26 protein-coding genes are annotated in these 24,184 nt (G+C 40.4%); 19 read left to right on the top strand and 7 right to left on the bottom strand.

The window, feature by feature from the left end:
• Positions 1 to 265: 265 nt before the first annotated feature.
• From HT717_RS07135 to HT717_RS07120, 4 genes are all read left to right on the top strand, one after another.
• Entirely contained in the window at positions 266 to 3,634 is a 3,369-nt protein-coding gene (locus tag HT717_RS07135) for a type I restriction endonuclease subunit R (RefSeq protein ID WP_240149508.1), read from the top strand.
• 264 nt (positions 3,635 to 3,898) lie between these two features.
• Positions 3,899 to 4,969, top strand: coding sequence for an AbiH family protein (locus HT717_RS07130; RefSeq protein WP_049540097.1), 1,071 nt, complete (start codon positions 3,899 to 3,901; stop codon positions 4,967 to 4,969).
• Between the two features lie 11 nt (positions 4,970 to 4,980).
• A complete protein-coding gene (locus HT717_RS07125; RefSeq protein ID WP_173304828.1) occupies positions 4,981 to 6,180 on the top strand; it encodes a restriction endonuclease subunit S in 1,200 nt (399 codons plus the stop codon).
• Positions 6,181 to 6,353: 173 nt separating this feature from the next.
• On the top strand, positions 6,354 to 7,955 hold the full coding sequence (locus HT717_RS07120) for a type I restriction-modification system subunit M (RefSeq protein ID WP_061759689.1): 1,602 nt from the start codon (positions 6,354 to 6,356) through the stop codon (positions 7,953 to 7,955).
• Positions 7,956 to 8,055: 100 nt separating this feature from the next.
• Here HT717_RS07120 and HT717_RS07115 read toward each other — a convergent pair whose 3' ends face one another.
• From HT717_RS07115 to HT717_RS07095, 5 genes are all read right to left on the bottom strand, one after another.
• Positions 8,056 to 8,619 carry a hypothetical protein gene (locus HT717_RS07115; RefSeq protein ID WP_049540101.1) on the bottom strand — a complete coding sequence of 188 codons (564 nt, stop codon included), beginning with the start codon at positions 8,617 to 8,619 and terminating at the stop codon, positions 8,056 to 8,058.
• 179 nt (positions 8,620 to 8,798) lie between these two features.
• A complete protein-coding gene (rpmG, locus tag HT717_RS07110) occupies positions 8,799 to 8,948 on the bottom strand; it encodes a 50S ribosomal protein L33 (RefSeq protein ID WP_001265622.1) in 150 nt (49 codons plus the stop codon).
• Positions 8,949 to 8,963: 15 nt separating this feature from the next.
• A complete protein-coding gene (gene rpmF, locus HT717_RS07105; RefSeq protein WP_000290417.1) occupies positions 8,964 to 9,146 on the bottom strand; it encodes a 50S ribosomal protein L32 in 183 nt (60 codons plus the stop codon).
• Between the two features lie 151 nt (positions 9,147 to 9,297).
• Positions 9,298 to 9,498 carry a PTS ascorbate transporter subunit IIC gene (locus HT717_RS07100; RefSeq protein ID WP_000796544.1) on the bottom strand — a complete coding sequence of 67 codons (201 nt, stop codon included), beginning with the start codon at positions 9,496 to 9,498 and terminating at the stop codon, positions 9,298 to 9,300.
• Between the two features lie 2 nt (positions 9,499 to 9,500).
• The gene (locus HT717_RS07095) at positions 9,501 to 10,508 is read right to left on the bottom strand and encodes an SPFH domain-containing protein (protein WP_049540104.1); all 1,008 of its coding nucleotides are present in this window, start codon (positions 10,506 to 10,508) and stop codon (positions 9,501 to 9,503) included.
• A gap of 184 nt (positions 10,509 to 10,692) precedes the next feature.
• Between HT717_RS07095 and ilvD the strand changes: the two genes are divergently transcribed.
• Positions 10,693 to 12,396 carry a dihydroxy-acid dehydratase gene (gene ilvD, locus HT717_RS07090; protein ID WP_000137343.1) on the top strand — a complete coding sequence of 568 codons (1,704 nt, stop codon included), beginning with the start codon at positions 10,693 to 10,695 and terminating at the stop codon, positions 12,394 to 12,396.
• Between the two features lie 165 nt (positions 12,397 to 12,561).
• Here ilvD and HT717_RS07085 read toward each other — a convergent pair whose 3' ends face one another.
• Complete coding sequence (locus HT717_RS07085) at positions 12,562 to 12,903, bottom strand: metal-sulfur cluster assembly factor (RefSeq protein WP_001204052.1); 342 nt, start codon at positions 12,901 to 12,903, stop codon at positions 12,562 to 12,564.
• A gap of 124 nt (positions 12,904 to 13,027) precedes the next feature.
• On the opposite strand from HT717_RS07085, the gene HT717_RS07080 reads away from it, so the two are divergent.
• Both HT717_RS07080 and HT717_RS07075 read left to right on the top strand, forming a co-directional pair.
• Positions 13,028 to 13,879, top strand: a complete 852-nt coding sequence (locus tag HT717_RS07080; protein ID WP_049540106.1) for an Rgg/GadR/MutR family transcriptional regulator — start codon at positions 13,028 to 13,030, stop codon at positions 13,877 to 13,879.
• A gap of 197 nt (positions 13,880 to 14,076) precedes the next feature.
• Positions 14,077 to 15,324 carry a transporter gene (locus tag HT717_RS07075; protein ID WP_173304826.1) on the top strand — a complete coding sequence of 416 codons (1,248 nt, stop codon included), beginning with the start codon at positions 14,077 to 14,079 and terminating at the stop codon, positions 15,322 to 15,324.
• Here HT717_RS07075 and HT717_RS09940 read toward each other — a convergent pair.
• Positions 15,321 to 15,467 carry a hypothetical protein gene (locus HT717_RS09940; RefSeq protein ID WP_240149507.1) on the bottom strand — a complete coding sequence of 49 codons (147 nt, stop codon included), beginning with the start codon at positions 15,465 to 15,467 and terminating at the stop codon, positions 15,321 to 15,323. The genes HT717_RS07075 and HT717_RS09940 overlap by 4 nt on opposite strands.
• An 86-nt stretch (positions 15,468 to 15,553) precedes the next feature.
• On the opposite strand from HT717_RS09940, the gene hisS reads away from it, so the two are divergent.
• From hisS to HT717_RS07010, 12 genes are all read left to right on the top strand, one after another.
• On the top strand, positions 15,554 to 16,843 hold the full coding sequence (gene hisS, locus HT717_RS07065) for a histidine--tRNA ligase (protein WP_173304824.1): 1,290 nt from the start codon (positions 15,554 to 15,556) through the stop codon (positions 16,841 to 16,843).
• Between the two features lie 67 nt (positions 16,844 to 16,910).
• Positions 16,911 to 17,375, top strand: a complete 465-nt coding sequence (locus HT717_RS07060; RefSeq protein WP_049539065.1) for a hypothetical protein — start codon at positions 16,911 to 16,913, stop codon at positions 17,373 to 17,375.
• A 9-nt stretch (positions 17,376 to 17,384) separates the two neighbouring features.
• A complete protein-coding gene (locus tag HT717_RS07055; RefSeq protein WP_001176233.1) occupies positions 17,385 to 17,591 on the top strand; it encodes a helix-turn-helix transcriptional regulator in 207 nt (68 codons plus the stop codon).
• Complete coding sequence (locus HT717_RS07050; RefSeq protein ID WP_049539067.1) at positions 17,591 to 17,788, top strand: hypothetical protein; 198 nt, start codon at positions 17,591 to 17,593, stop codon at positions 17,786 to 17,788. Before HT717_RS07055 ends, HT717_RS07050 begins: the two co-directional genes overlap by 1 nt.
• Positions 17,789 to 17,790: 2 nt before the next feature.
• Positions 17,791 to 18,141, top strand: a complete 351-nt coding sequence (locus tag HT717_RS07045) for a PspC domain-containing protein (RefSeq protein WP_049539070.1) — start codon at positions 17,791 to 17,793, stop codon at positions 18,139 to 18,141.
• An 18-nt stretch (positions 18,142 to 18,159) separates the two neighbouring features.
• Positions 18,160 to 18,894 (top strand): DUF3169 family protein, encoded by a 735-nt coding sequence (locus tag HT717_RS07040; RefSeq protein WP_173267397.1) that lies wholly within the window; start codon positions 18,160 to 18,162, stop codon positions 18,892 to 18,894.
• Between the two features lie 10 nt (positions 18,895 to 18,904).
• Positions 18,905 to 19,729: an ABC transporter ATP-binding protein gene (locus tag HT717_RS07035; RefSeq protein WP_061425775.1), complete on the top strand. Its 825-nt coding sequence runs from the start codon at positions 18,905 to 18,907 to the stop codon at positions 19,727 to 19,729.
• Complete coding sequence (locus HT717_RS07030; RefSeq protein ID WP_173267394.1) at positions 19,722 to 20,420, top strand: ABC transporter permease; 699 nt, start codon at positions 19,722 to 19,724, stop codon at positions 20,418 to 20,420. Before HT717_RS07035 ends, HT717_RS07030 begins: the two co-directional genes overlap by 8 nt.
• A 9-nt stretch (positions 20,421 to 20,429) precedes the next feature.
• Positions 20,430 to 21,071, top strand: a complete 642-nt coding sequence (locus tag HT717_RS07025; protein ID WP_173267392.1) for a type II CAAX endopeptidase family protein — start codon at positions 20,430 to 20,432, stop codon at positions 21,069 to 21,071.
• 17 nt (positions 21,072 to 21,088) lie between these two features.
• Complete coding sequence (locus HT717_RS07020; protein WP_033682917.1) at positions 21,089 to 21,319, top strand: hypothetical protein; 231 nt, start codon at positions 21,089 to 21,091, stop codon at positions 21,317 to 21,319.
• Between the two features lie 154 nt (positions 21,320 to 21,473).
• The gene (aspS, locus tag HT717_RS07015) at positions 21,474 to 23,237 is read left to right on the top strand and encodes an aspartate--tRNA ligase (RefSeq protein WP_173304822.1); all 1,764 of its coding nucleotides are present in this window, start codon (positions 21,474 to 21,476) and stop codon (positions 23,235 to 23,237) included.
• Entirely contained in the window at positions 23,215 to 24,156 is a 942-nt protein-coding gene (locus tag HT717_RS07010) for a YitT family protein (RefSeq protein ID WP_173304820.1), read from the top strand. The genes aspS and HT717_RS07010 overlap by 23 nt, the downstream gene beginning before the upstream one ends.
• Positions 24,157 to 24,184: the final 28 nt, after the last annotated feature.

The raw sequence follows: 24,184 nt of genomic DNA, 5'->3' as shown, positions 1-24,184 counted from the left end.
AGTAGAAGTTTGAAGGTCAGGGAATTCTTGCCAGATTTAGAGAGAATACCCTAGAAAACCTTTTCACTACTAGTCTTTTATGATACAATGGAAGGAAGTAAAGGCGCTGTTTTTTCGATGTCGCAACGCCTTGGATGAATGAAAAGGAAGAGTCCCTATGGTTAAGCAAACAAGTCCCATGCAGAGAGCTACATTCGCATCCTCGTACCCAGTTTCAAAACCTACCAATGTTTTTGGTAGGCTTTTTGCGTTGTAGAAATGGGGTATGAACATGGCTTACACTTTATCAAAAGAATTAGAACAAGAACTCATAGTTTCAGCGTCTGAGTTGCAGGCTAGTTATGCTGCTATCGTAGAATACCTAGAAGCTATCAACCAGAAAGAAGCATCTGGAAGCAATTCTCAGGAACTCCAGAATCAGCTTACTATTCAGCTAAGACGTTTAGAAGATTTGGTGCAGGGTTATATCCAAATAAAGAAGCATCCCCATCACTACTTAGATGCAGATAAAGAACTGACAGCAGCCTATCAAGCCATAAAAGGTACGGAGCAAGATCTTCTCAAAAAATTGCAACATCTCAATCAAGCAGCCTTGCAGGATTTCCATATCAGCCAGAGACTCTCTCCTAAAGACGAGACTGCTATCCCTGTAGCAGGTAAACCCAAAACCAAACAGGAATTGGCTATCGAGCGGGATTTAATCAACCAGCTGACAAAGGGAGAAAGTCAATGGGTGTATCGACCTGAGTTAAATACTGAAGACCTCCTATGGGGAAACTTTTTTGCCAAGCTGGAAGCTAATAATGTCCGCATTTTGCAAGACCATCCTCTTACAAATTCAGAGAAAAATCAAATCAAAAACCAGCTCAATTTTGTCAACTTCTACGAAGCAGCCAAGTGGATAGCAGGGGAAAATGGCATTGCCAAGGTGCAGGTTCAACGTGAAGATGCTAGTTTAGGCACCATTCGCTTGGAAGTCTTGTGGAGAAACAATGTCGCTGGTGGCAAATCAAGCTATGAGGTTGTCAACCAAGTCATCACAGGCGGAGAAGGTATTCGCCAGCGCCGTGGAGATGTGACTTTGTTAATCAATGGTCTGCCCATGATTCAAATCGAACTGAAAAGTCGTTCTCATCCTTACATGGATGCTTTTCGTCAGATTAAAAAATACGACCAAGAAGGACAGTTCAGAGGTATTTATTCAAGTCTTCAGATGTTTGTCGTCTCAAATGTCACAGACACTCGCTACATTGCAGCTGCCAAAGCCAACAAGCTAAATGAGCGCTTCTTGACCAAGTGGGTGGATAGTGAAAATAGACCCCAGCCCCAACTATTTGACTTTGCTGAGTCTGTCTTGTCGATACCAAGAGCCCATGAGATGGTCATGCAATATTCTGTCATTGATGATGACAAAAAGGCCTTGATTTTATTGCGCCCCTATCAGGTTCATGCCATTGAGGCTATCCGTGAAGCCAGTCGCAAGCGCCAGTCAGGTTATATCTGGCATACGACTGGATCAGGTAAGACCTTGACCTCCTATAAGGTTTCGCGCAATCTGCTCCAGATTCCATCTATCGAAAAGACAATCTTTGTGATTGATAGGACAGACCTCGACCAGCAGACGACCAGTTCTTTTCAGTCTTACGCAGAGAACGATATGATTGATATCGACGAGACCGATGATACACAGGAATTGGTTAAAAATCTGGCTTCTGATGACCGCCGTGTCGTTGTCACGACCATCCAGAAAATCAATGCCATGATTCGGCAGTTTGATGAAGGGCGTCACCAAAAGGTCTACAATCGTATCAAACAACTTAAACTAGCCTTTGTCGTTGATGAATGCCATCGCGCAGTGACTCCTGAACGCCAGCGCCACTTAGAGCGCTTCTTTACAAATTCTCTCTGGTATGGGTTTACAGGAACGCCTATCTTTACAGAAAATAAACGTGAACAAAAAGGAGACCTTGCTCAGACGACCGAAGAGCAGTACGGTGATTGCCTCCACCAATATACCGTCAAAGAAGCTATACATGACAAGGCGGTTCTTGGCTTTAATGTGGAGTATCAGACAACCATGCCTGGCTGGGCAGAAGATGAGATTGACGAGGAGCGTTATGATGACGAAGGCCACATGCTTGCTGTTTTAGATGCCATTCTCAATCGCTCAAGACGCAAACTCGGTTTCCAAAATGGGGTAGGAAAAACCTATGAAGCCATTTTGACTGTCAAAAGCATTGCCCGTGCGCAGGCCTATTATAACCTGATCAAGCAAGTCAAAAATGGAGAAAAGTCTTTAAGCATTTCGGAAAATGTTAAAAAGGTCTTGCCAGATTTCCCTAAGGTTGCCATTACCTACTCTGTGACAGAGAATGAAGCAGACTCCTATGTCAACCAAGCCTACATGGAGGAAAGTCTAGAAGACTACAATGCCATGTTTGGCACTCACTTTAGCCTAGCAACCATTGCTTCCTACAATAGTGACCTCAACGACCGTCTGTCCCGTAAGAAAGAACGCTTTGCCTTCCGTGAAGAGCAGTTGGACCTGGTTATCGTGGTGGACCGCTTGTTGACAGGCTTTGATGCCCCTTGCCTATCGACTTTGTTCATGGATCGTCAGCCCATGAAACCTCAGCATATCATTCAGGCCTTTTCACGAACCAACCGCCTCTTTGATGAAGGCAAGAAATTCGGTCAAATCGTTACCTTCCAAACGCCTGACCGCTTTAAAGCAAAAGTGGATGAAGCTCTGAGCCTCTACTCAAATGGTGGCGAAACTAGTGTCTTAGCCCCAGAATGGCAGGAGGAGAAGGCCAAGTTTCTGGACAAGGTTCGTCAACTACTAGCCATCGCTCCAAGTCCAGAGCAGGTGCCTGATTTGGATACAGCGACAGATGCAGAATTAAAACGCTTTGCCAAGGCCTTTCAAGAGTTTGATAAGCTCCTATCCTCTATACAAGTCTATTCGGACTATGATGAGAAAGTCATTCTCAGAGAAATTGGCCTCAGCCTAGAAGACATCGAGAACTTTGCCGGCCAATATCAAAATGTCATCGAAGAACTCCGCAGACGTAGAAAAGAAGACCAAGAAGAGGAAGGGGTTCTCCTAGATATTGAGTATGAGCTCGAATCCATCCGAACCGACGAGATAAACTACCACTATATCCTCTCTCTCATCCAAGCCCTAATCGAAAATCGGGAAAATATCATTGGTAAAAAGGAAAAGAGTCTAGTAGATAACTATATCGAAGATTTGAACAAATCTAATCCCAAGTTATCCAGCATCATCTCTCAACTCTGGCAGAATGTCCAAGCAGATGCTAAAAGCTATCAGGGGCAGTCTGTAACCCATAAGTTGGATGAGATGATTGAGCTTACTACCCAGAAAAAGATTCGTGAAACGGCAGATTATTGGCAGATAGGAGAGGATGAACTCCAGTTCGTAGTAGATAACTATCGCATCGGACGCGACAAGCAAAATGGCGAAAAAGCCATCACAGAATCTCAGGACTACCTAGCCTATAAGGAAGCCCATGGAGACGAGGCACTACCAAAACTCAAATACAAAAAAGCCCTCAAAGAGGACTATATGCGCATGATTTCAGAGGATATCTTACCGCTAAGGGGGAGATAAACTACCGATTGGACTTTTCTTATTTGCTAGGTGTTTAACTTTATCTTGTCAAATTAGCCTATCTATCGTTTCAAAATAGGCAAAATTGAAGAATAGAATAGCATAGTTGCCTATCTAAAGTGCAAAAATAGCAAAAATTGAACAAAAGAAATGACAGATGTATGTCCTAAAGTTCAAAAATGGCCGAAATTGAAGAATAGAAATCAAAAAAGAAAATCTAAAGTGTAGAAATAAGAAAATGGAGTAATAGAAAGAAGGAACATTATGGAAAAATTATTTATTATTGGAAATGGGTTTGATATAGCGCATGATTTAAAGACGGATTATCTATATTTCAAGAAGTTCGTTTATCAGCAGGCGTATGGAAAAGATGATTTGTTAGAGGCGTTGCAAAGTGAAAATGCCATAAAATTGTACCTAAATAGAATTGACGAAGAAATATTGCTAGAAGAAATAGACGATTATAGTATTCCTGAAATGCAAAAGGGACCAGATTGGGGAGACCTATATCCAGATGATGTAGATTTGTATAAGTTGTTGTACCAGTTAATGGGTCAAATTACGGAAACTGAGAAATTTTGGTCTGATTTTGAAGCGAAATTAGCAGATTTTAATAAAGTGTCTATTGCTACCATGGATTTTCTGGATAGTGATGGCGATTTGGATGGTTCTTTGATGGCTAATAATGCTGATGAGATAGGAGAAATTCTAGCTAAATATATATATTATTCTTTAAATAAATTATTTAAATTGTGGATAGAAGAAACATATTCTGATTGGAAGGATAGAATTCTGACTAAAAGTGAAGAGTCGCACTCTAAATTATTAAAGGATACAGTTTTGAAAAATTCTGATGCATTATTTATCAATTTCAATTATACAAAAACGTTAGAGGATTTATATAGAATTCCTGAAGAGCAAGTTTTTCATTTACATGGAGTTATTGGTGGGGAAGGATTTGTTTTTGGACATGGTTGTGATGATGAAGTAAGTGATTTCAATCCTCTTGATGTAGGAGCATATCTTGAAGAAGTTGTTGAAAAGTTAAAGAAACCAGTTGACAATGTATTGACTAATTATAATGAACTTTTTGAAAGATTATCTTCTGTCAAAGAAATTTATTTCATCGGATTTGGAATTCGTTCGGAACAAAGATGGGTAGACAGTCCATATTTAAAAGAAATATTTAAAAAGACTCCAAACGCAGATATTTTACTTGATAGTTATTACCGATTTGGAAATATAGTACAAATGAAAAGAACTCTGAAAAAATTAGGTGCAGATAAAGCATATAAACTAAGATTAATAGATACAAGGGACAATCAATTGCTATAAGGAGGATAAACATGACAAAGAAACCAAGTTATCGCTTTACTGGCTATGCTGAACCTTGGGAAGAAAAGAAGTTGAGGGAAACTGAAACTCTTTTTACAGATGGCAACTACGGAGAAGCTTATCCGTCAGAGAAAGACCTTACTACTAGTGAAAATGGTGTCCCTTTTTTAAGAGGTAGTAATCTTGTAAATGGAGTTTTGGATGAGACTAATGCAAATTATATAACTCATGAAAAACATGAAGAATTGACATCTGGTCACATTGAATTGGATGATATTATTTTAGCAGTGAGAGGATCATTAGGAGCTATTGGATACGCTAAAGATGAGAATGTTGGATGGAACATCAATTCACAGCTCGCAATTATTCGGACTAACAAAAATGAAGCTAAAGGGGACTTTCTTTTGCAATTTTTTATTAGTACAAAAGGGCAAAGAGAATTGTTATCGAGAAATACTGGAACGGCATTAAAGCAGTTACCACTTAAGCAACTGAAAGATATCCCAGTCCCCCTCCCCTCCCTCCCCGAGCAAACTGCTATTGGTTCTTTCTTCCAAGATATTGACCAGCTCATTAGCCTTCAACAGTGTAAGTTAGAGGTGCTCAAAGAGCAGAAGAAAACCTACCTCAAACTCCTCTTCCCAGCCAAAGGACAAATCAAACCAGCCCTTCGCTTCGCAGGATTTGAAGATGAGTGGAAAGAAGTGAAGTTGGGGGAAGTTACGGATAGGTATGATAATTTAAGAGTTCCAGTTTCAGCAAATGAAAGAGTTTCTGGGGCTACTCCATATTATGGGGCTAATGGGATACAGGATTATGTAGATGGTTATACACATGATGGCGAGTTCATTCTCATTGCCGAAGATGGTGCAAGTGATTTAAAAGATTATCCAGTACAATATGTAAATGGAAAAGTTTGGGTAAATAATCACGCTCATGTTATTCAAGGTAAAAATAATCTGATAAACAATATTTTTTTATTATTTGCAGTAAAACAAATTAACATTGAACCTTTTCTAGTAGGAGGAGGAAGAACGAAGCTAAATTCGGATATAATGATGAAACTTCCTTTACATCTCCCCTCTCTCCCTGAACAAGAGGTCATCGGTTCTTTCTTCCAAGACCTAGACAAGGCCATTGCCAAGCAAGAGGAAAAAGTCAACCAGCTCAAAGAAAGCAAACAAACCCTACTCAGAAAAATGTTTATCTAAGATACAAAGACCGTCAAAAGCCCAGTAAAAATAAGAAACTGGGACAGTCTTCGATGAAGACAAGACAGTTTATCTTTTTTACCCAGCTTTTAGGTCGTGTTCAATTCAAATAAATACAAAGACCGTAAAAATCTATACTAAACGAATGAAAGTAGAAATTGATAGGAGACCCTATGTCACAAACAGATTTATCAAGAGAACTCTACCAATCCCTCTGGAATGCGGCAGATATCCTGCGTGGCCAGATGGAAGCCAATGAATACAAGTCCTACCTTTTGGGCTTGATTTTCTACAAGTACCTATCCGACAACATCCTCCAAGCCGTCTGTGACAACTTGGACGAGACCTATGAGTCCTTCCAGCAAGCCCAGCTTCTCTATGAGGAAAACTTTGCGGATGCAGATGTCCGTGAAGACCTCATCGAGGTTCTAAATGACGAGTTGGGCTATGTGATTGAGCCTTCTCTAACCTTTACCAAGCTGGTTCAGTCTATCCACGAAGGCACCTTCCAGCTAGAATCTCTAGCCCAAAGTTTCCGTGATATCGAGCAGGCTAATGAAAAATTTGAAAATCTTTTCGAAGATATTGACCTCTATGCGAAAAAGCTAGGCAACACCCCACAAAAGCAAAACAAGACCATCTCTGAAGTCATGAAACAGCTCAACGACCTTAATGTCTCTGGTCATGCTGGTGATATCTTGGGTGATGCTTATGAATACTTGATAGGCCAATTTGCCAGTGATTCTGGGAAAAAGGCTGGAGAGTTCTATACACCTCAAGCAGTCTCTCATCTCATGACTCAGATTGTCTTTGCAGGGCGTGAGCATCAAAAGGGCATGTCGGTTTACGACCCGACCATGGGTTCTGGTTCTCTCTTGCTCAATGCCAAGCGCTATAGTAAGGAAGCTTCGACGATTTCTTACTACGGTCAGGAGTTGATTACTTCGACCTTCAACCTTGCTCGCATGAATATGATGCTTCATGGGGTCGCGATTGAGAACTACCACCTCAGCAACCACGATACCCTAGACGAAGATTGGCCGACGACGGAGCCTACAGACTTTGATGGGGTTTTGATGAACCCACCCTATTCACTGAAGTGGTCAGCAGATAGTGGATTCCTGCAAGATCCTCGTTTTTCAAGTTATGGAGTTCTGGCACCTAAGTCTAAAGCAGATTTTGCCTTCCTCCTTCACGGTTTTTACCACCTCAAGCATAATGGTGTCATGGCCATTGTACTTCCTCACGGAGTTCTCTTTAGAGGAGCAGCCGAGCAGAAGATTCGCCAGCATCTATTAGAAGAAGGCGCTATTGATACAGTTATCGGCTTGCCAGCAAATATCTTCTACAATACCTCTATTCCGACAACTATTATCATCCTTAAAAAGAATCGCACCAATAAGGATGTCTTCTTTATCGATGCCTCAAAAGAGTTTGAAAAAGGGAAAAATCAAAACAATATGACCGAAGACCATATTGCCAAGATTTTGGAGACCTATCAAAAACGCGAGAATGTCGAGAAATTTGCCCATCTAGCCAGCTTTGAAGAGATTGTTGAAAATGACTATAACCTCAACATTCCACGCTATGTCGATACCTTTGAGGAAGAACCCGTAGTTCCCCTCGTCGACCTCGCCGACCAGCTCGCAGAGATTGATAAGGAGATTGGACAAGTAGAAGCCAGACTCGCACACATGCGCAGCCAGCTAGTAGGCACAACACCAGAAGCCCAAGCAGAATTAACCGCCTATCTCGAAAAGTTGAAAGAGATTTAGAGACTTGTGAGAATACTCTGCTAAAAATTTAGAAAAATAAAATGACAGTAGAAAATCTATTGTCATTTTTTGTTATTGATGACTGCAACAAAGCTCATCTTTAAATGTTTGAAAGTTTACTTCTTTCTTCAACTTCATTTTCTATACATTCTTCCAATACCTTTGCATCAACATAGATTACATTCCCAATCATTTTTGCAGGAATATTCATAGACAGTACTTGTAAAGAATATTTTTTAACAAGTGGTTCAAGTTTTGAGCCGTTTATGTTGTTGTTAATGGCAGGGAAAATGATATCTTCCCATGAAAATGTGTAGTTATAGATTGTCTTGTTAAATCCAAGTTCTCTGACCTTAACTCTATCATGTATGCGAATTAGTTTTACTAGTATATTAACACCGTCAATATTCTTGGCTTTATAATTTTCACGTAAGTCTTTAAAATTAGTATAGTTCTTGAAGGCAAGATAAGCCAGTAGAATAATTAAGATTAAAGGGACAATGCCTTTAGACGTTAGCAAGTCACTGATGGCTGTCAACTTAAAGCTAAGTATGAAGTTGATGACAACTGCGTATAAAATAACTAGTAACGGCAATTTTACAAATAAAAAAGATTTGTATTTTATGTAAGTAATTGTATTGCTTTCTTTAAATCTTATTTTCATAATTGTTTCTCCTTAAATATTATCAGTTGAAAGAATATAGAGAAAGAATATGTGAAGTTAGTTTTATAATAAAACACCCCATCAGCTAGATATTTTTTGTCTAACTAATAGGGTGTAAGTCATGGACTTATCTTGATTAAAATCAAGGTTTTTCGTTTCTGTTGAAACGGAATGACCTATTATTTAACTTCTGTAAATACAACGTGTTTGCGAAGTTTTGGTGAGTATTTCTTCAATTGAAGACGGTCTGGAGTGTTACGTTTGTTTTTAGAAGTAAGGTACAAGCGTTCACCAGATTCTTTGTGTTCAAGTGTAATATTTACGCGCATGGTATCTCCCTTCTATTATTCAGCTGATGCAGCTTTAGCGATTTTACGTCCTTTGTAGTATCCTTTAAGTGATACACGGTGAGAACGTGAGTAATCTCCAGTAGTTTCGTCAAAGTTTACAGATGGAGCTGTTACTTTGTAGTGTGTACGACGTTTGTTTTTCTTCGCTTTTGAAGTGCGACGTGCAGGTACTGCCATTTTGATTTCTCCTTTAGGTATTTATATTCGATTCAATCTACTGATTTTCATCAACCATACTAGGATAACACATTTTTTTTGTAAAGTAAAGTTACTTGACAAAAAAAGATGAAAAAATTCTCCTGTCCGACCTAGCAGACAGGAGAAGGTCTTAAATATCAATCTCAAATGGTTCATCAATGGTTTCTGATACGTATTTTCCGTCTTTTTTCCGTTGCTTGACACATTCTGTGAGGAGATATTCTATTTGTCCATTGACTGAACGAAAGTCGTCTTCTGCCCATGATGCGAGTGCAGCGTATAACTTTGTTGAGAGTCGAAGGGGGATCTGCTTTTTTTTAGCTTCAGCCATCTTTAGTAAAGACTTCCTGTGTTGACAATTGGTTGTGCATCATGATTGCCACAGAGTACGACAAGGAGATTTGAAACCATGGCAGCTTTTCGTTCTTCATCAAGCTCTACCAATTCCCCTTCATTGAGACGTTCTAGTGCCATTTCAACCATACCTACAGCGCCGTCAACAATCATCTTACGGGCATCAATAATGGCAGATGCTTGTTGACGTTGAAGCATGACGGCGGCAATTTCTGGTGCATAAGCTAGGTAAGTAATACGTGCTTCAAGGATTTCCAAACCAGCATCCTCAACACGACTTTGGATTTCTTCACGAATACGGTTTGCTACAATTTCGCTAGAGCCACGGAGACTACCTTCATCTGCTTGCCCGTCACCTGTAGTATCTACATTAGGAGACACATCGTAAGGATAGATGCGGACAATATTTCGGAGGGCGCTATCACACTGCAATGAAAGATATTCTTTGTAGTTATCAACGTTGAAAACTGCCTTAGCAGTATCGACTACACGCCAAGTAACGGCAATTCCAATTTCCACAGGATTTCCTAGACAATCATTGATTTTTTGGCGAGAATTGCTCAAGGTCATAACCTTGAGGGAAATCTGTTTCTTGCCAATTTCAAGATTTACATCATTGCCATTTGATGATTTCATCCCTGAAAAAGGAGATTTCGTGCTAACGTCACCACTTTGTCCAAGTCGAGTGTGGTTTGCAGGGTTAACTGCTACGCTGAAGGGATTGACAAAGTAAAAACCAGGTTCTTTGATGGTACCTGTATAGTTACCAAAAAGAGTCAAAACCAGAGCTTCCTGAGGTTTGACAACTTTTAAACCAGCATGAGCTAGGCCTGCAATTAAGCTTAATAAAAGTCCGATAATAATTCCAAAAATGTTTTCCGAACCAACCCCCATTATAAGTATAAAGACACCAAGTACGAGTGTCAACTCAATGAGAATCAATGCGAATACACCATTTGGTTTTGAATTGATTAGTTTTTCAGTCATAAGAATGACCTCCTGTCATTTGATATCTAAATGATATCACTTTAATTTATAAAGTCAAGAAATAAATGTAAAAAATTTAAAGAAAATATTGCTGTATAGAATTTTCTGAAAATTCAAGAATTTTCTTCTGTTCATTGCCTTTAAAATGTGCTATAATAGTAAAAACTGAAATGGGAGGGAACAAATGACTGAATTAGATAAACGTCACCGCAGTAGCATTTATGACAGTATGGTAAAATCACCAAACCGTGCCATGCTTCGTGCGACTGGTATGACAGATAAGGACTTTGAAACACCGATTGTGGGAGTGATTTCGACTTGGGCGGAAAATACGCCATGTAACATCCACTTGCATGATTTTGGGAAATTGGCTAAAGAAGGTGTCAAATCTGCAGGTGCTTGGCCTGTACAGTTTGGTACCATTACCGTAGCAGACGGGATTGCCATGGGAACGCCTGGTATGCGTTTCTCTTTGACATCTCGTGATATCATCGCGGACTCCATCGAGGCGGCTATGGGTGGTCACAACGTGGATGCCTTCGTCGCTATCGGTGGATGTGATAAGAACATGCCTGGTTCTATGATTGCTATTGCCAACATGGACATTCCAGCTATTTTCGCCTATGGTGGAACTATTGCACCGGGAAATCTTGATGGCAAAGACATTGATTTGGTTTCTGTCTTTGAGGGAATCGGAAAATGGAACCACGGTGACATGACAGCTGAGGACGTGAAACGTCTTGAATGTAATGCCTGCCCTGGCCCTGGTGGCTGTGGTGGTATGTATACTGCTAATACCATGGCGACTGCTATCGAAGTTCTAGGTATGAGTTTGCCAGGGTCTTCATCTCACCCAGCTGAATCAGCTGACAAGAAAGAAGATATCGAAGCAGCAGGACGTGCTGTTGTTAAGATGTTGGAGCTTGGTCTCAAACCATCAGATATCTTGACTCGTGAAGCCTTTGAAGACGCCATCACTGTAACGATGGCGCTCGGTGGTTCTACAAATGCCACTCTTCATTTGCTTGCAATTGCCCATGCGGCTAATGTTGACTTGTCACTTGAGGACTTCAATACGATTCAAGAACGTGTGCCTCACTTGGCCGACTTGAAACCATCTGGTCAGTATGTCTTCCAAGACCTCTATGAAGTCGGTGGTGTCCCTGCGGTTATGAAGTACTTGCTGGCGAATGGTTTCCTTCACGGGGACCGTATCACATGTACTGGTAAGACTGTAGCTGAGAACTTAGCTGACTTTGCAGACCTCACACCAGGTCAAAAAGTTATCATGCCACTTGAAAATCCAAAACGTGCAGACGGTCCGCTTATCATCTTGAACGGGAATCTTGCCCCTGATGGTGCGGTTGCTAAAGTATCAGGTGTTAAAGTGCGTCGTCACGTTGGACCAGCTAAGGTCTTTGACTCAGAAGAAGATGCTATCCAGGCCGTTCTGACAGATGAAATCGTTGATGGAGATGTTGTCGTTGTTCGTTTCGTTGGACCTAAGGGTGGTCCTGGTATGCCTGAGATGCTGTCACTTTCATCAATGATCGTTGGTAAAGGTCAAGGAGACAAGGTTGCCCTCTTGACGGATGGCCGTTTCTCTGGTGGTACTTATGGTCTGGTTGTTGGACATATCGCTCCTGAGGCTCAGGACGGTGGACCGATTGCCTACCTCCGTACAGGCGATATCGTTACGGTTGACCAAGATACCAAAGAAATTTCTATGGCCGTATCCGAAGAAGAACTTGAAAAACGTAAGGCAGAAACAACCTTACCACCACTCTACAGCCGTGGTGTTCTTGGTAAATATGCCCACATCGTATCATCTGCTTCACGTGGAGCCGTGACAGACTTCTGGAATATGGACAAGTCAGGTAAAAAATAAACTCATACTCTTCGAAAATCTCTTCAAACCACGTCAACGTCGCCTTGCCGTACTCAAGTACAGCCTGCAGCTAGTTTCCTAGTTTGCTCTTTGATTTTCATTGAGTATCAAAAAGCAAGCCAACTTCGGCTTGCTTATTTTCATCTTCAAAAGTGATTTGCCTGCTTAACGAGGTGGCAGTCCAAGGGCAATACGGCCGTAGCGACTGATTCGTGTAATCTTCCAGGCAGGCGACCAGGTAACTTCAACCTTGACATCTTCGATACCCTCGATTTGTTTCAGACCTGCAACGATTTCGATAGGCAGGCTTTCGGCGCAATCACAGGCAGTATCGGTGAAGGTCATGACAATCTTACAGAGACCCGTTTCATCCAGATTGATTTCATAAATCAGTCCTAGATTGTAAACATCCAATTCCACATCTGTATCAAAAACTTTCTCTAGTTTTTCGATAATTTGGTCTTGTAAGGCCAAAGCTCGGTCATTGATTTTGATATCGTCTCTCATAGCAGTCCCTCCACATGGTAAATATCCTCTATTTTCTCATAATTCTGACAATTTGGCAAGTTTTTGATGAATTTTCTGAAAAAATATGATAACATAAAGAAAACACCGAATTAAGGGGAAGTCTATGGAGCAGATTGGAAAAGTCTTTAGACAATTACGAGAGTCAAGAAATATCTCGCTGAGACAGGCGACTGGGGGACAATTTTCTCCGTCTATGTTGTCCCGATTTGAAACTGGTCAGAGTGAGCTTTCGGTGGAAAAGTTTCTATTTGCTCTGGGAAATATATCTGCCAGTGTAGAGGAAATCCTCTTTCTGGCGAGAGGTTTTCAGTATGATACTGATTCTGAGTTGAGAAAAGAAATCACAGATGTCTTGGATATAAAGAATATAGCACCTCTCGAAGACCTGTATCGTAAGGAATATCAAAAGCATGCCTATTCTCAAAACAAGCAGAAGCATATTCTAAATGCCATTATTATCAAGTCTTATATGAAGAGTATGGATGAAACGTTAGAGTTAACGGCAGAGGAAGGGAAAGTCCTTCATGACTACTTGTTTTCTACCGAGATTTGGGGAATCTATGAACTCAATTTGTTCTCGGTCAGTTCTCCCTTTTTATCTGTTTCTCTTTTTACTAGGTATGTACGAGAAATGGTCCGCAAATCTGATTTTCTAATGGAAATGTCTGGTAATCGAAACCTTTTTCACACTATGCTATTGAATGGTTTTTTAGCCAGCATTGAGTGTGAAGAATTCACCAATGCCTCTTATTTTAAACGTGTCATCAAAGAGCATTTCTACAAGGAAAATGAAACCTATTTCCGAATTGTTTATTTGTGGGCGGAAGGTCTCCTTGATAGCAAGCAAGGCAGAGTCAAGGAAGGTCAGAAAAAGATGGAGGATGCTGTCCATATTTTTGAGATGCTTGGTTGCAACAAATCTGCTGAATACTACAGAAATACAACCGATTGTTGAATATCTGCAAACTAAGAAAATAATTTGAAATTTTAAGCGATAGAACTCTTGCCCTCTCTCAGGTCGTTACAAAAGTTCTATCGTTTTTTTGCTTATTTTGTGTGTTGCATATATTCAAAAGTTTTCCCTTTCAATTTCTAAGTGCTATACTATAGTCATGCTTCATATAGGGATTATAACAAGAAGGGGGATTACCTATGAAACTATTGTTTAGAAATCAAGCTTATCGTCTCTTGACTTTGTCACGTTTCTTCAATGCTTTTGGTGCTTCGATTTTCAACCTGGTATTTATCGTCTATGCATCGACTTTGCCACAAGCCTCTTTTGCTGTTGCTATGGCGAATATTATCATGATTCTTCCGACTCTCTTTACAGTTTTTGTAGGGATTCGGGCAGATTACACGAGGGACAAGGTCAAATGGATGACCTATAGTGGTTTGTTTCAGGCGGTTTTATTTTTTCTAGCAGCCCTAGTTGTTCAGCAAGCTAGTCTCTTTGCCTTTTCTAGCCTGTGTTTGATCAATATCATCAGTGATGTAATCAGTGATTTTGCTGGTGGTTTGCGCATGCCTCTCGTTAAGGAAAAAGTAGCTGAAGAGGATTTAATGGAAGCTTATTCTTTTTCCCAGTTCATCACCTATATTTCAGCTATTGGTGGTCAAGCTTTCGGAGTCTGGCTCTTAGGTCTATCGGTCAATAATTTTTCTCTCGTTGCGGGAATCAATGCCTGTTTTTTCCTAGTATCAGCCGTTATCCTCTTTTTAGGAAAAAGCAAATTGAGCCTGTCAATGTCATCTGCTGATGGTAAAATTCTAAAAAATGAGAAGCTTTCTATCAAAGACCAGTTCCTAACAATTTACCGAAATTTACGCCTCGTTTTTCTTAAAGGTGGACAGAAAAACTTTGGTTTTATGCTCTTTGCTGTCTTGCTTATCAATGCCTTGGGTGGCGCTTTAGGAAGCATCTATAACATCTTCTTTTTGAGCAATTCTCTCTTGAATTTTTCTTACACAGAGGCACTATTTATCAATCAATTCTGCGCTTTGTTAGCAATCATCATCAGTAGCCTTACGGGCAATGATTATTTTGGGAAGCAGTCCTTGCCTAGATTGATGATGTGGGTGACCGTAGGACTCAGTCTAGTTGGTCTAGCTAATTTATTCAACCAAGTCGTACTTGGTTTACTATTTCTCTGTTCAACTCTGTATGTGTCTGGTAAAGTTCAACCAAAGATTAGTGCCATGCTCCTGAAAAATCTAGCTCCAGAGGTTCTAGCTCGTACCAGTAATTTTTTAGGTTTATTGTTCACCTTATCCATACCTGTGGGAACAGCCTGTTTTTCACTTATAGCTGTATGGAATATACAGTTGACTTGGATGCTATTTGTTGGTCTCTCCTTGATAGCTATTCTTTTGACAGTTATTAATCTCAAAAATGATATCTAATACTCTTCGAAAATCTCTTCAAACCACGCCAACGTTGCCTTGCCGTAGGTATGGTTACTGACTTCGTCAGTTCTATCTACAACCTCAAAACACTGTTTTGAGCAACCTGCGGCTAGTTTCCTAGTTTGCTCTTTGATTTTCATTGAGTATAAATCCTAATTTTTTTCTTACTGTTTTAATCCCTCTATTTATGGTAAAATAAGACTATTAAGTTTAAAGAGGATTCCCTATGAAATTACAAAAACCAAAAGGAACGCAGGATATTTTACCTGCTGAATCTGCCAAGTGGCAGTACGTTGAGGGCTTTGCCCGTGAGATTTTCAAGCGCTATAACTACGCAGAAGTGCGCACGCCTATTTTTGAGCATTACGAGGTTATCAGTCGCTCTGTCGGAGATACAACGGATATCGTAACCAAGGAAATGTACGATTTTTATGACAAGGGTGACCGCCATATTACCCTCCGTCCAGAAGGAACAGCGCCAGTTGTCCGTTCCTATGTGGAAAATAAACTCTTCGCTCCAGAAGTGCAAAAGCCAAGTAAGTTCTACTACATGGGCCCTATGTTCCGTTATGAGCGTCCGCAGGCAGGTCGTTTGCGCCAGTTCCACCAGATTGGTGTCGAGTGCTTTGGTTCTAGCAATCCAGCTACGGATGTGGAAACAATCGCTATGGCAGCTCATTTCTTGAAAGAAATTGGTATCAAAGGTGTCAAATTGCACCTCAACACTCTTGGAAATCCTGAGAGCCGTGCAGCCTATCGTCAGGCCTTGATTGACTATTTGACACCGCTTAAGGAGACCTTGTCTAAGGATAGCCAGCGTCGCTTGGAGGAAAACCCTCTCCGTGTCTTGGACTCTAAGGAGAAAGAAGATAAGGTGGCTGTAGAGAATGCGCCGTCTATCTTGGATTTCCTTGATGAAGAAAGCCAAGCTCATTTTGATGCTGTGCGTCAGATGTTGGAAAATCTGGGTGTAGACTATATCATCGATACCAATATGGTGCGTGGTCTAGACTACTACAACCACACCATTTTCGAGTTTATCACTGAGATTGAGGGTAATGACTTGACAGTCTGTGCGGGTGGTCGCTACGATGGTTTGGTTGCTTACTTTGGTGGTCCTGAAACCGCTGGATTTGGTTTTGGCCTTGGTGTAGAGCGCCTGCTTCTCATTCTTGAAAAGCAAGGTGTGGCCCTCCCTATCGAAAACGCCCTAGATGTCTATATCGCAGTCTTGGGCGAAGGAGCAAATGTCAAGGCCTTGGAGTTGGTACAGGCTCTTCGCCAACAAGGTTTCAAAGCAGAGCGTGATTACCTCAACCGTAAACTCAAAGCTCAGTTCAAGTCAGCCGATGTTTTTGCGGCTAAGACCCTCATCACCCTAGGAGAGAGTGAAGTCGAAAGCGGACAAGTGACGGTCAAGAACAACCAAACCCGAGAAGAAGTGCAAGTGTCACTTGAGACAATCAGCCAAAACTTCTCAGAAATCTTTGAAAAACTAGGATTTTATACTCAATGAAAANNGCTGTACTTGAGTACGGCAAGGTGAAGCTGACGTGGTTTGAAGAGATTTTCGAAGAGTATTAATGATAGATAAACTGGTCAGGAACTTACTCCTGACCTTTTTCTTTTGCAAAATGACAAAAATCATAAACTTTTTGACAAATATGCTTGTCAAAAAGAAAAAGATGTGTTACAATGTAAGCAAGTTAAGAGAAAAGGAGCAAGGAACGATTATGTGGGCATTAGGATTTGTACCTCTTGTGATTATGTATTATATCTACCATTCCCAAAAGGTCAAGAAACTAGAGAATAAAATCAAAAGAATTGAGCAAAAACAGAAAGGAAATAAAGAAATGTCAAGAATTTTAAAAGAATTGATTGGGAAAACACCGACAATCGTTGGACAAGTTTTTGGAACAGATAACTGGGAAGTTTTGGATGTTGATGAGGAATGGGTCAAGCTACGTCGTGTTAATAAAAAAGGAAAAGAAAAATTCAAACTACAACGCATTGAGGATATCCAAACTGTTGAATTTGACGGAAAGTAGGTGTGTAACATGCAACTAAAAAATCGTCTAAAAGAGCTGCGGGCTCGCGATGGTCTCAATCAAACCGAACTAGCCAAGCTAGCAGAGGTTTCCAGACAGACTATCAGCCTATTAGAACGGGACGAATACACCCCGTCCGTTGTGATTGCCTTGAAAATATCTCAGATTTTCAACGAAACAGTCGAATCGGTATTTCGCTTGGAGGAGGACGAGTGATGAACAAGTATAAAGTGATTTATTATGTAGTTGCCATAGCTTTATTAGTCAGCGTGTGTCTACTAATTGGAACAAATCTAGGATGGTTTGATCTCTATTATAGCGACCAATTTATCTGGGCCTACTTTGCCCTCATCCCAGTAATTGACTGGATTGAAAAGAAATCCAAAAATCTAGTAAGTGAAAAAGGAGAATGAATATGAAAGAGTTTTTAGCAGGTTTTCAAGTAGATACTGAGAACAAAGAACTTGCAGGTGTCTGTGCAGGTTTAGGAAATTATTTTAATATCAAGATTAACGTCATCCGTTTGGTAGCCATTTTGCTGTTTCTTTCGTCAACAGAGTTTGGGATTTTAACAGTCATCCTATATGCTTATCTAGCGGGCTGGCTTGGGAGAGATTCTTTAGGAGAAGGGGCGAAAAAAGCAAGAAATCAAGCTATTCTCTTGTTTGCTGTTTGTTTGATTTTAGTATCACTTGGAACAGAGGGCTTGACAGCAATTTATGAATCAGGTAAAGTCTTTGGTCAGTGGTTAGTTGGATTGGTTTAGTTTAGAAAGAGGTTGAATATGAAAAAGAAACGTGGATTGTTATTTTTAATGTCTGTTTTCTTCGGAGGTTTCTTGGGCGGTTTTGTAGGGATGTTTAAGGCAGGTGCCGAATCCTACGAAGTTATTTTAGATGTAAAAGTCTTGATACCCTGGATATCAACTATTTGTTTACTGTTAGGTTTTATTAGCGTTCTTTTGACTTTCAATTTCCTAAAGAAAAGCAGAAAATTTCATTCCTTGTACCAAGAGGAAATGGATGATAATCTGAATGAAACTTATTATGTGCAAATGTATCGGAATCTTGAGTTTGGAAGCATTGCTTTTAATATTACAAGTGTAGCGATTTCATTGTCTATTTTCCTCTCATTAAATGAAGTGGTTATATTGCATACAGGCCACCAAACATTTTCCCTCTCTTTCTTAGCCTTTGTGCTATTCTTATCCGCTCAAAAATCTCTTTCTAAAACAATTGCGATTGTTCGTCAGTTTGATTTGTCTCTTTTCTCTACACCCAAGGATGTCTTAGATTATATAAATTCTTATGATGAAGGAGAGCGACAAGCTAATTTGGAACAGAGTTTTCGAATTTTATTCCAATTACACCAATATGTCTTACCAGCCTTATATGTCTTTATTATTATCATTTCTTTCTTGACAGATGAGATTCAGTTACTAGCTTTCTTGCTTGTCGGAGCCATCCATGTTTATATCAATGTGATGCAGTTACCTATGGTGAAACATTATTTCAAATAAAGGAGTTTTTATGATTCGTGTTGAAAATGTAAGCAAAAGTTTTGGGAGCAAAAAAGCTCTTCACCAGATTTCTTTTGAGATTAAGGAGGGTGAAATCTTTGGTTTTCTTGGACCTTCTGGCTCAGGTAAAACAACCATGATCAATGTCTTAACAGGTCAGTTGGCTGCAGATCAAGGTAAAACAGTTTTGTTAGGCAAGAATTCTCAAGATTTAACCTCAAATGATTTGGAACAAATTGGTATTGTTAGTGATGGAAGTGGTTTTTATGAAAAGATGAGTCTTTACAAAAATCTTCTCATCTATGCTAAGCTATATGGTCTCAAGTCAGATAGAGTAAATCAGGTGCTCCAACAGGTTGGATTGGCAGATGCTAAAGATATTATCGCAGAAAAACTATCTACTGGAATGAAACAACGAATGTTCTTGGCTCGTGCCCTTCTGAATGCTCCTAAGATTCTCTTTCTAGATGAGCCAACCAGTGGCTTAGACCCTACAACATCTAAGATGATTCATACCCTACTTCAAGAATTAAAGCAGGCGGGGACAACTATCTTTCTGACCACGCATGATATGAATGAAGCAACTCTGCTTTGTGATCGCTTATCTCTTTTAAATAAGGGAAACTTAATAGAGTATGGAAGTCCACAAGATATTATCCAGAAGTATCATGTGGATAAGAAAGTACATGTGGTTTATAACGATGGACGAGAACAGATAGTTCCATTTGAAGAATTGCCACATTTAGACACGACAGATTTGATGGTGGTTCACTCTTGTGAGCCGACACTAGAAGAAATCTTTATCAGATTGACAGGAGAAAAGTTAGATGTTTAGAAAATTAAATGCCCTACTATGGTTAAGATTACAAGTTCTTATCAGCAATTCAAGTTTGTTAGCAACTTTATTGATGCCTTTTGGTATTGCTGTTCTATATAATGAATTTTCAAATAAGAATGGTCAATTGAGCCTATTTTTACTATCTGCTAGCTTGACGATGGTCTTGAGCATGGGAAGTGGTTATATGGTATCGATTATGATGGCAGAAGATAAGGAAAAACGAAATCTCAAATCACTCATTCTAAGTGGTGTGACAGCAACAGAATATACTTTCAGTATGCTCGTTCTCCCTATTTTGATAATGTTGGTTGCTATGATTGTACTTCCCATCTATCTTAAAGTAGATGTATCTGGTTATTTATTTGTCTATGCTATCTATTTGCTCCTGGCAACTATTTGTATTATTTTTCTCAACCTTCTAATCGGTGCGGTGTCAGATACTCAATCTAAAGCGCAAGTTTATAGTATCTTCCCTATGTTAATCGTCTCTGTTTTACCTATGATTGCTCTTCAAAATGATACGGCTCAGAAAGTGTTAGATTACTCGTTCGTCGGTCCTATTGTAAATCTTTTAAATCAAAAAGGTGGAGAAATATCCTTTTCTAATATCGGCATGTTACTTGCATGGGTACTTGTGTTAGGGATAGCAAACCTCTTTGTATTGAAAAACAGCTATAAAGCAAGATAGGAGATTTATATGAAACTACTTAAAAACCTTGGCTGGTTTCTTCTAGCCATTCTATCCTTTGTGTTTATCTATGGTACCGTTCTGAGTACGGCTATAGAATCTCTGAAACTAGGTGCTTCACCCTATGCTGCTACCTTACTCTATGTGGCCTTGGCTGGAGTATATGTGTACGTCATTTACAAATGGTATCAGAAAGCTCCTGTTCATATTGAGAAGAGCGGCTTTAACCGATTTATTTGGCTTCCTGCCTTGGTTTGGTTCTTATCTCTTGTTGTCCAGTTTTTCTTGCCAAATGATCCTTCAGTAAATCAGCAAATAGCGACAGACTTGACCTTGTCTCAACCACTCTTCTCCTTCTTTGCGGTCGTTATTTTTGCTCCTTTGACGGAAGAACTTATCTTTAGAGGGATGTTAGCACGCTACCTCTTTCCTAAGCAGGACAATAGTAAACAAACTCTGATTTTTCTTCTGGTATCCAGTGTTCTGTTTACCTTGATTCATTTCCCAGGCGATGTGCAACAATTTTTTGTCTATTTTAGCCTTGGTTTTAGTTTGGGCTTGGCTTATATTAGCAGAAAAGGTCTGGTCTACAGTATTTCTCTCCACGCTTTGAATAATTTAGTCGGCTTTTTGATGATTCTCATGCTATAATAGAGTCAGGAGGTCACATGAAACGAGTAATTTTATTAGCAGTGATTCAAGCAGTCGTTCTATTTTTCATTATTGGAGCGCTAGCTTATGCCTTTAAGGGAGATTTCTTCTACAGCCATCTAGCAGTGGTCTTTGCCCCTATTGCCGGTATCTGGCGTTTTGGGACAGCTTATACGACGGAAATCGTCTTGCCTCGAAAGGCAGCCGAAATTGCGGAAAAGCGTAAAGCAGGCAAAAATTCAAAATAAAAGAGTCCGGTGAAGTTCATCGGATTTTTGTATTGGGGCTAATTTTTAGGGACTTTACCTGATTTTTAAAGACTGGCAAACTTTTCTGATGATTTTCATGAAGAGCCTGCGCTTTTATGGTAAAATAGTAACAGAATAAAAGAGGAGAGAAACAATGAAACGTAGTATGTATGCTGGTCGTGTTCGTGAGGAACACATCGGACAAGAAATTACCTTGAAAGGATGGGTTGGTCGTCGTCGTGACCTGGGTGGTTTGATCTTTATCGATCTTCGTGACCGTGAAGGAATCATGCAGTTGGTTATCAACCCTGAAAAAGTATCTGCAGAGGTTATGGCAACAGCTGAAAGCCTTCGTAGCGAATTTGTTATCGAAGTAACTGGTCAAGTCGTTGCGCGTGAGCAAGCCAATGATAAGTTGCCAACTGGTGCAGTTGAGTTGAACGTGACAGCTCTTACTGTGCTCAATACAGCTAAAACAACACCATTTGAGATTAAGGATGGCATTGAGGCCAATGACGATACACGTTTGCGTTACCGTTACCTTGACCTTCGTCGTCCAGAAATGTTGGAAAATCTTAAACTTCGTGCTAAAGTGACTCACTCTATCCGTAATTACTTGGATGAGTTGGAGTTTATCGATGTGGAGACACCATTCCTTTCTAAGTCAACACCAGAAGGGGCGCGTGACTATTTGGTGCCATCTCGTGTTAATAAAGGGCATTTCTATGCTCTTCCTCAAAGTCCACAGATTACGAAACAGCTTTTGATGAATGCTGGTTTTGACCGTTATTACCAAATCGTTAAATGTTTCCGTGATGAGGACTTGCGTGGAGACCGCCAGCCTGAGTTTACTCAGGTCGACTTGGAAACGTCTTTCTTAACTGAGCAAGAAATCCAAGATATCACAGAAGGCTTGATTGCGCGCGTGATGAAGGAAACAAAAGGCATCGAAGTAACGCTTCCATTCCCTCGTATGAAGTATGACGATGCTATGGCTCTTTATGGTTCTGACAAGCCTGATACGCGTTTTGACATGTTGCTTCAGGACTTGACAGAAGTGGTCAAAGGTGTTGATTTCAAAGTCTTCTCAGAAGCACCTGCTGTAAAAGCCATTGTGGTCAAAGGAGCTGCGGACGACTATTCACGTAAAGACATTGACAAAATGACTGAAGTGGCCAAACAGTACGGTGCCAAAGGTCTTGCTTGGGTCAAGGTTGTGGATGGAGAATTAAACGGACCAGTTGCCAAATTCTTGACTGGTATCCAAGAAGAATTGACAACAGCGCTTGCTCTTGAAGACAAGGACTTGGTTCTCTTTGTGGCAGATACGCTTGAGGTAGCTAATGCAACACTCGGTGCCCTTCGTGGACGTATTGCCAAAGAGCTTGGTTTGATTGATAACGATAAATTCAACTTCCTTTGGGTAGTTGACTGGCCAATGTTTGAATGGTCTGAAGAAGAAGGCCGCTACATGAGCGCCCACCATCCATTCACACTTCCACAGGAAGAGACAGCTCACGAATTAGAAGGTGATTTGGCTAAGGTTCGTGCCATTGCTTACGATATCGTTTTGAACGGTTATGAGCTTGGTGGTGGTAGTCTTCGTATCAACCAAAAAGACCTTCAAGAACGCATGTTCAAGGCTCTTGGTTTCTCAGCTGAAGAAGCAAATGACCAGTTTGGTTTCCTTCTTGAAGCCATGGACTATGGTTTCCCACCACACGGTGGTTTGGCTATCGGGCTTGACCGATTTGTTATGTTGCTTGCAGGAGAAGAAAACATTCGTGAAGTTATTGCCTTTCCTAAGAATAACAAGGCAAGTGACCCAATGACACAAGCTCCTTCAACAGTAGCTCTCAAACAACTAGAGGAACTCAGCTTACAAGTAGAAGAAGATGAAACAAGCAAAACGAATTAAGCGGTGGCGCTATTATCTGCGCCGCTTTGCTCATCAGATAAAAATTTTACGTGTCTTACAAAGTATCTCTCGAGAAAAGTATGATGAGAAGATTTCGGCTTCTCTAGTCTATGGTTTTTTATCAGCAGTAGCGGTCAATTTCTTTTTCCAACCAGGGCATGTGTATTCGAGTGGTGCGACAGGTCTGGCACAGATTATCTCTGCCTTGAGTAATCACTGGTTTGGTTTTCATATTCCGATTTCATTGGCTTTCTATGCTATTAATTTCCCTTTGATGGTTTTAGCTTGGTATCAGATTGGCCATAAGTTCACCGTCTTTACCTTTATCACGGTGTCCATGAGTTCCTTCTTTATCCAGTTTGTCCCTGTGGCGACTTTGACTGAGGATCCCATTATCAATGCCCTTTTTGGGGGTGTTGTCATGGGCTTGGGGATTGGTTTTGCTCTTCGAAACAATATCTCCAGTGGTGGGACGGATATTGTCAGTCTGACCATTCGCAAGAAAACGGGTAAGAATGTCGGTAGTATTTCTTTCTTGGTAAATGGGACCATCATGCTGATAGCTGGTTTGACCTTTGGTTGGAAATACGCTCTTTACTCTATGATTACCATCTTTGTCTCTAGCCGTGTCACAGATGCTGTCTTTACTAAGCAAAAACGGATGCAGGCCATGATTGTGACCAATCATCCAGACAAGGTAATTGAAAAAATACATAAAAAATTGCACCGCGGCGCAACCATGATCCACGATGCAGAAGGAACCTATAATCACGAGAGAAAGGCAGTTTTAATTACTGTCATTACACGTGCAGAGTTTAATGAGTTTAAACAGATTATGAAACAGGTGGACCCAGGTGCCTTCGTCTCTGTCTCTGAGAATGTCCATATTTTGGGACGGTTCGTTGAAACAGATAATTAATGACTATAAAAACCAGCGTGAGCTGGTT

The sequence above is a fragment of the Streptococcus sp. 959 genome, from assembly GCF_013277075.1.
GTDB lineage: Bacteria > Bacillota > Bacilli > Lactobacillales > Streptococcaceae > Streptococcus > Streptococcus pseudopneumoniae_C.
The sequence above is the reverse complement of the archived record's forward strand: the minus strand, read 5'-3'. Positions and strand labels throughout refer to the sequence as shown.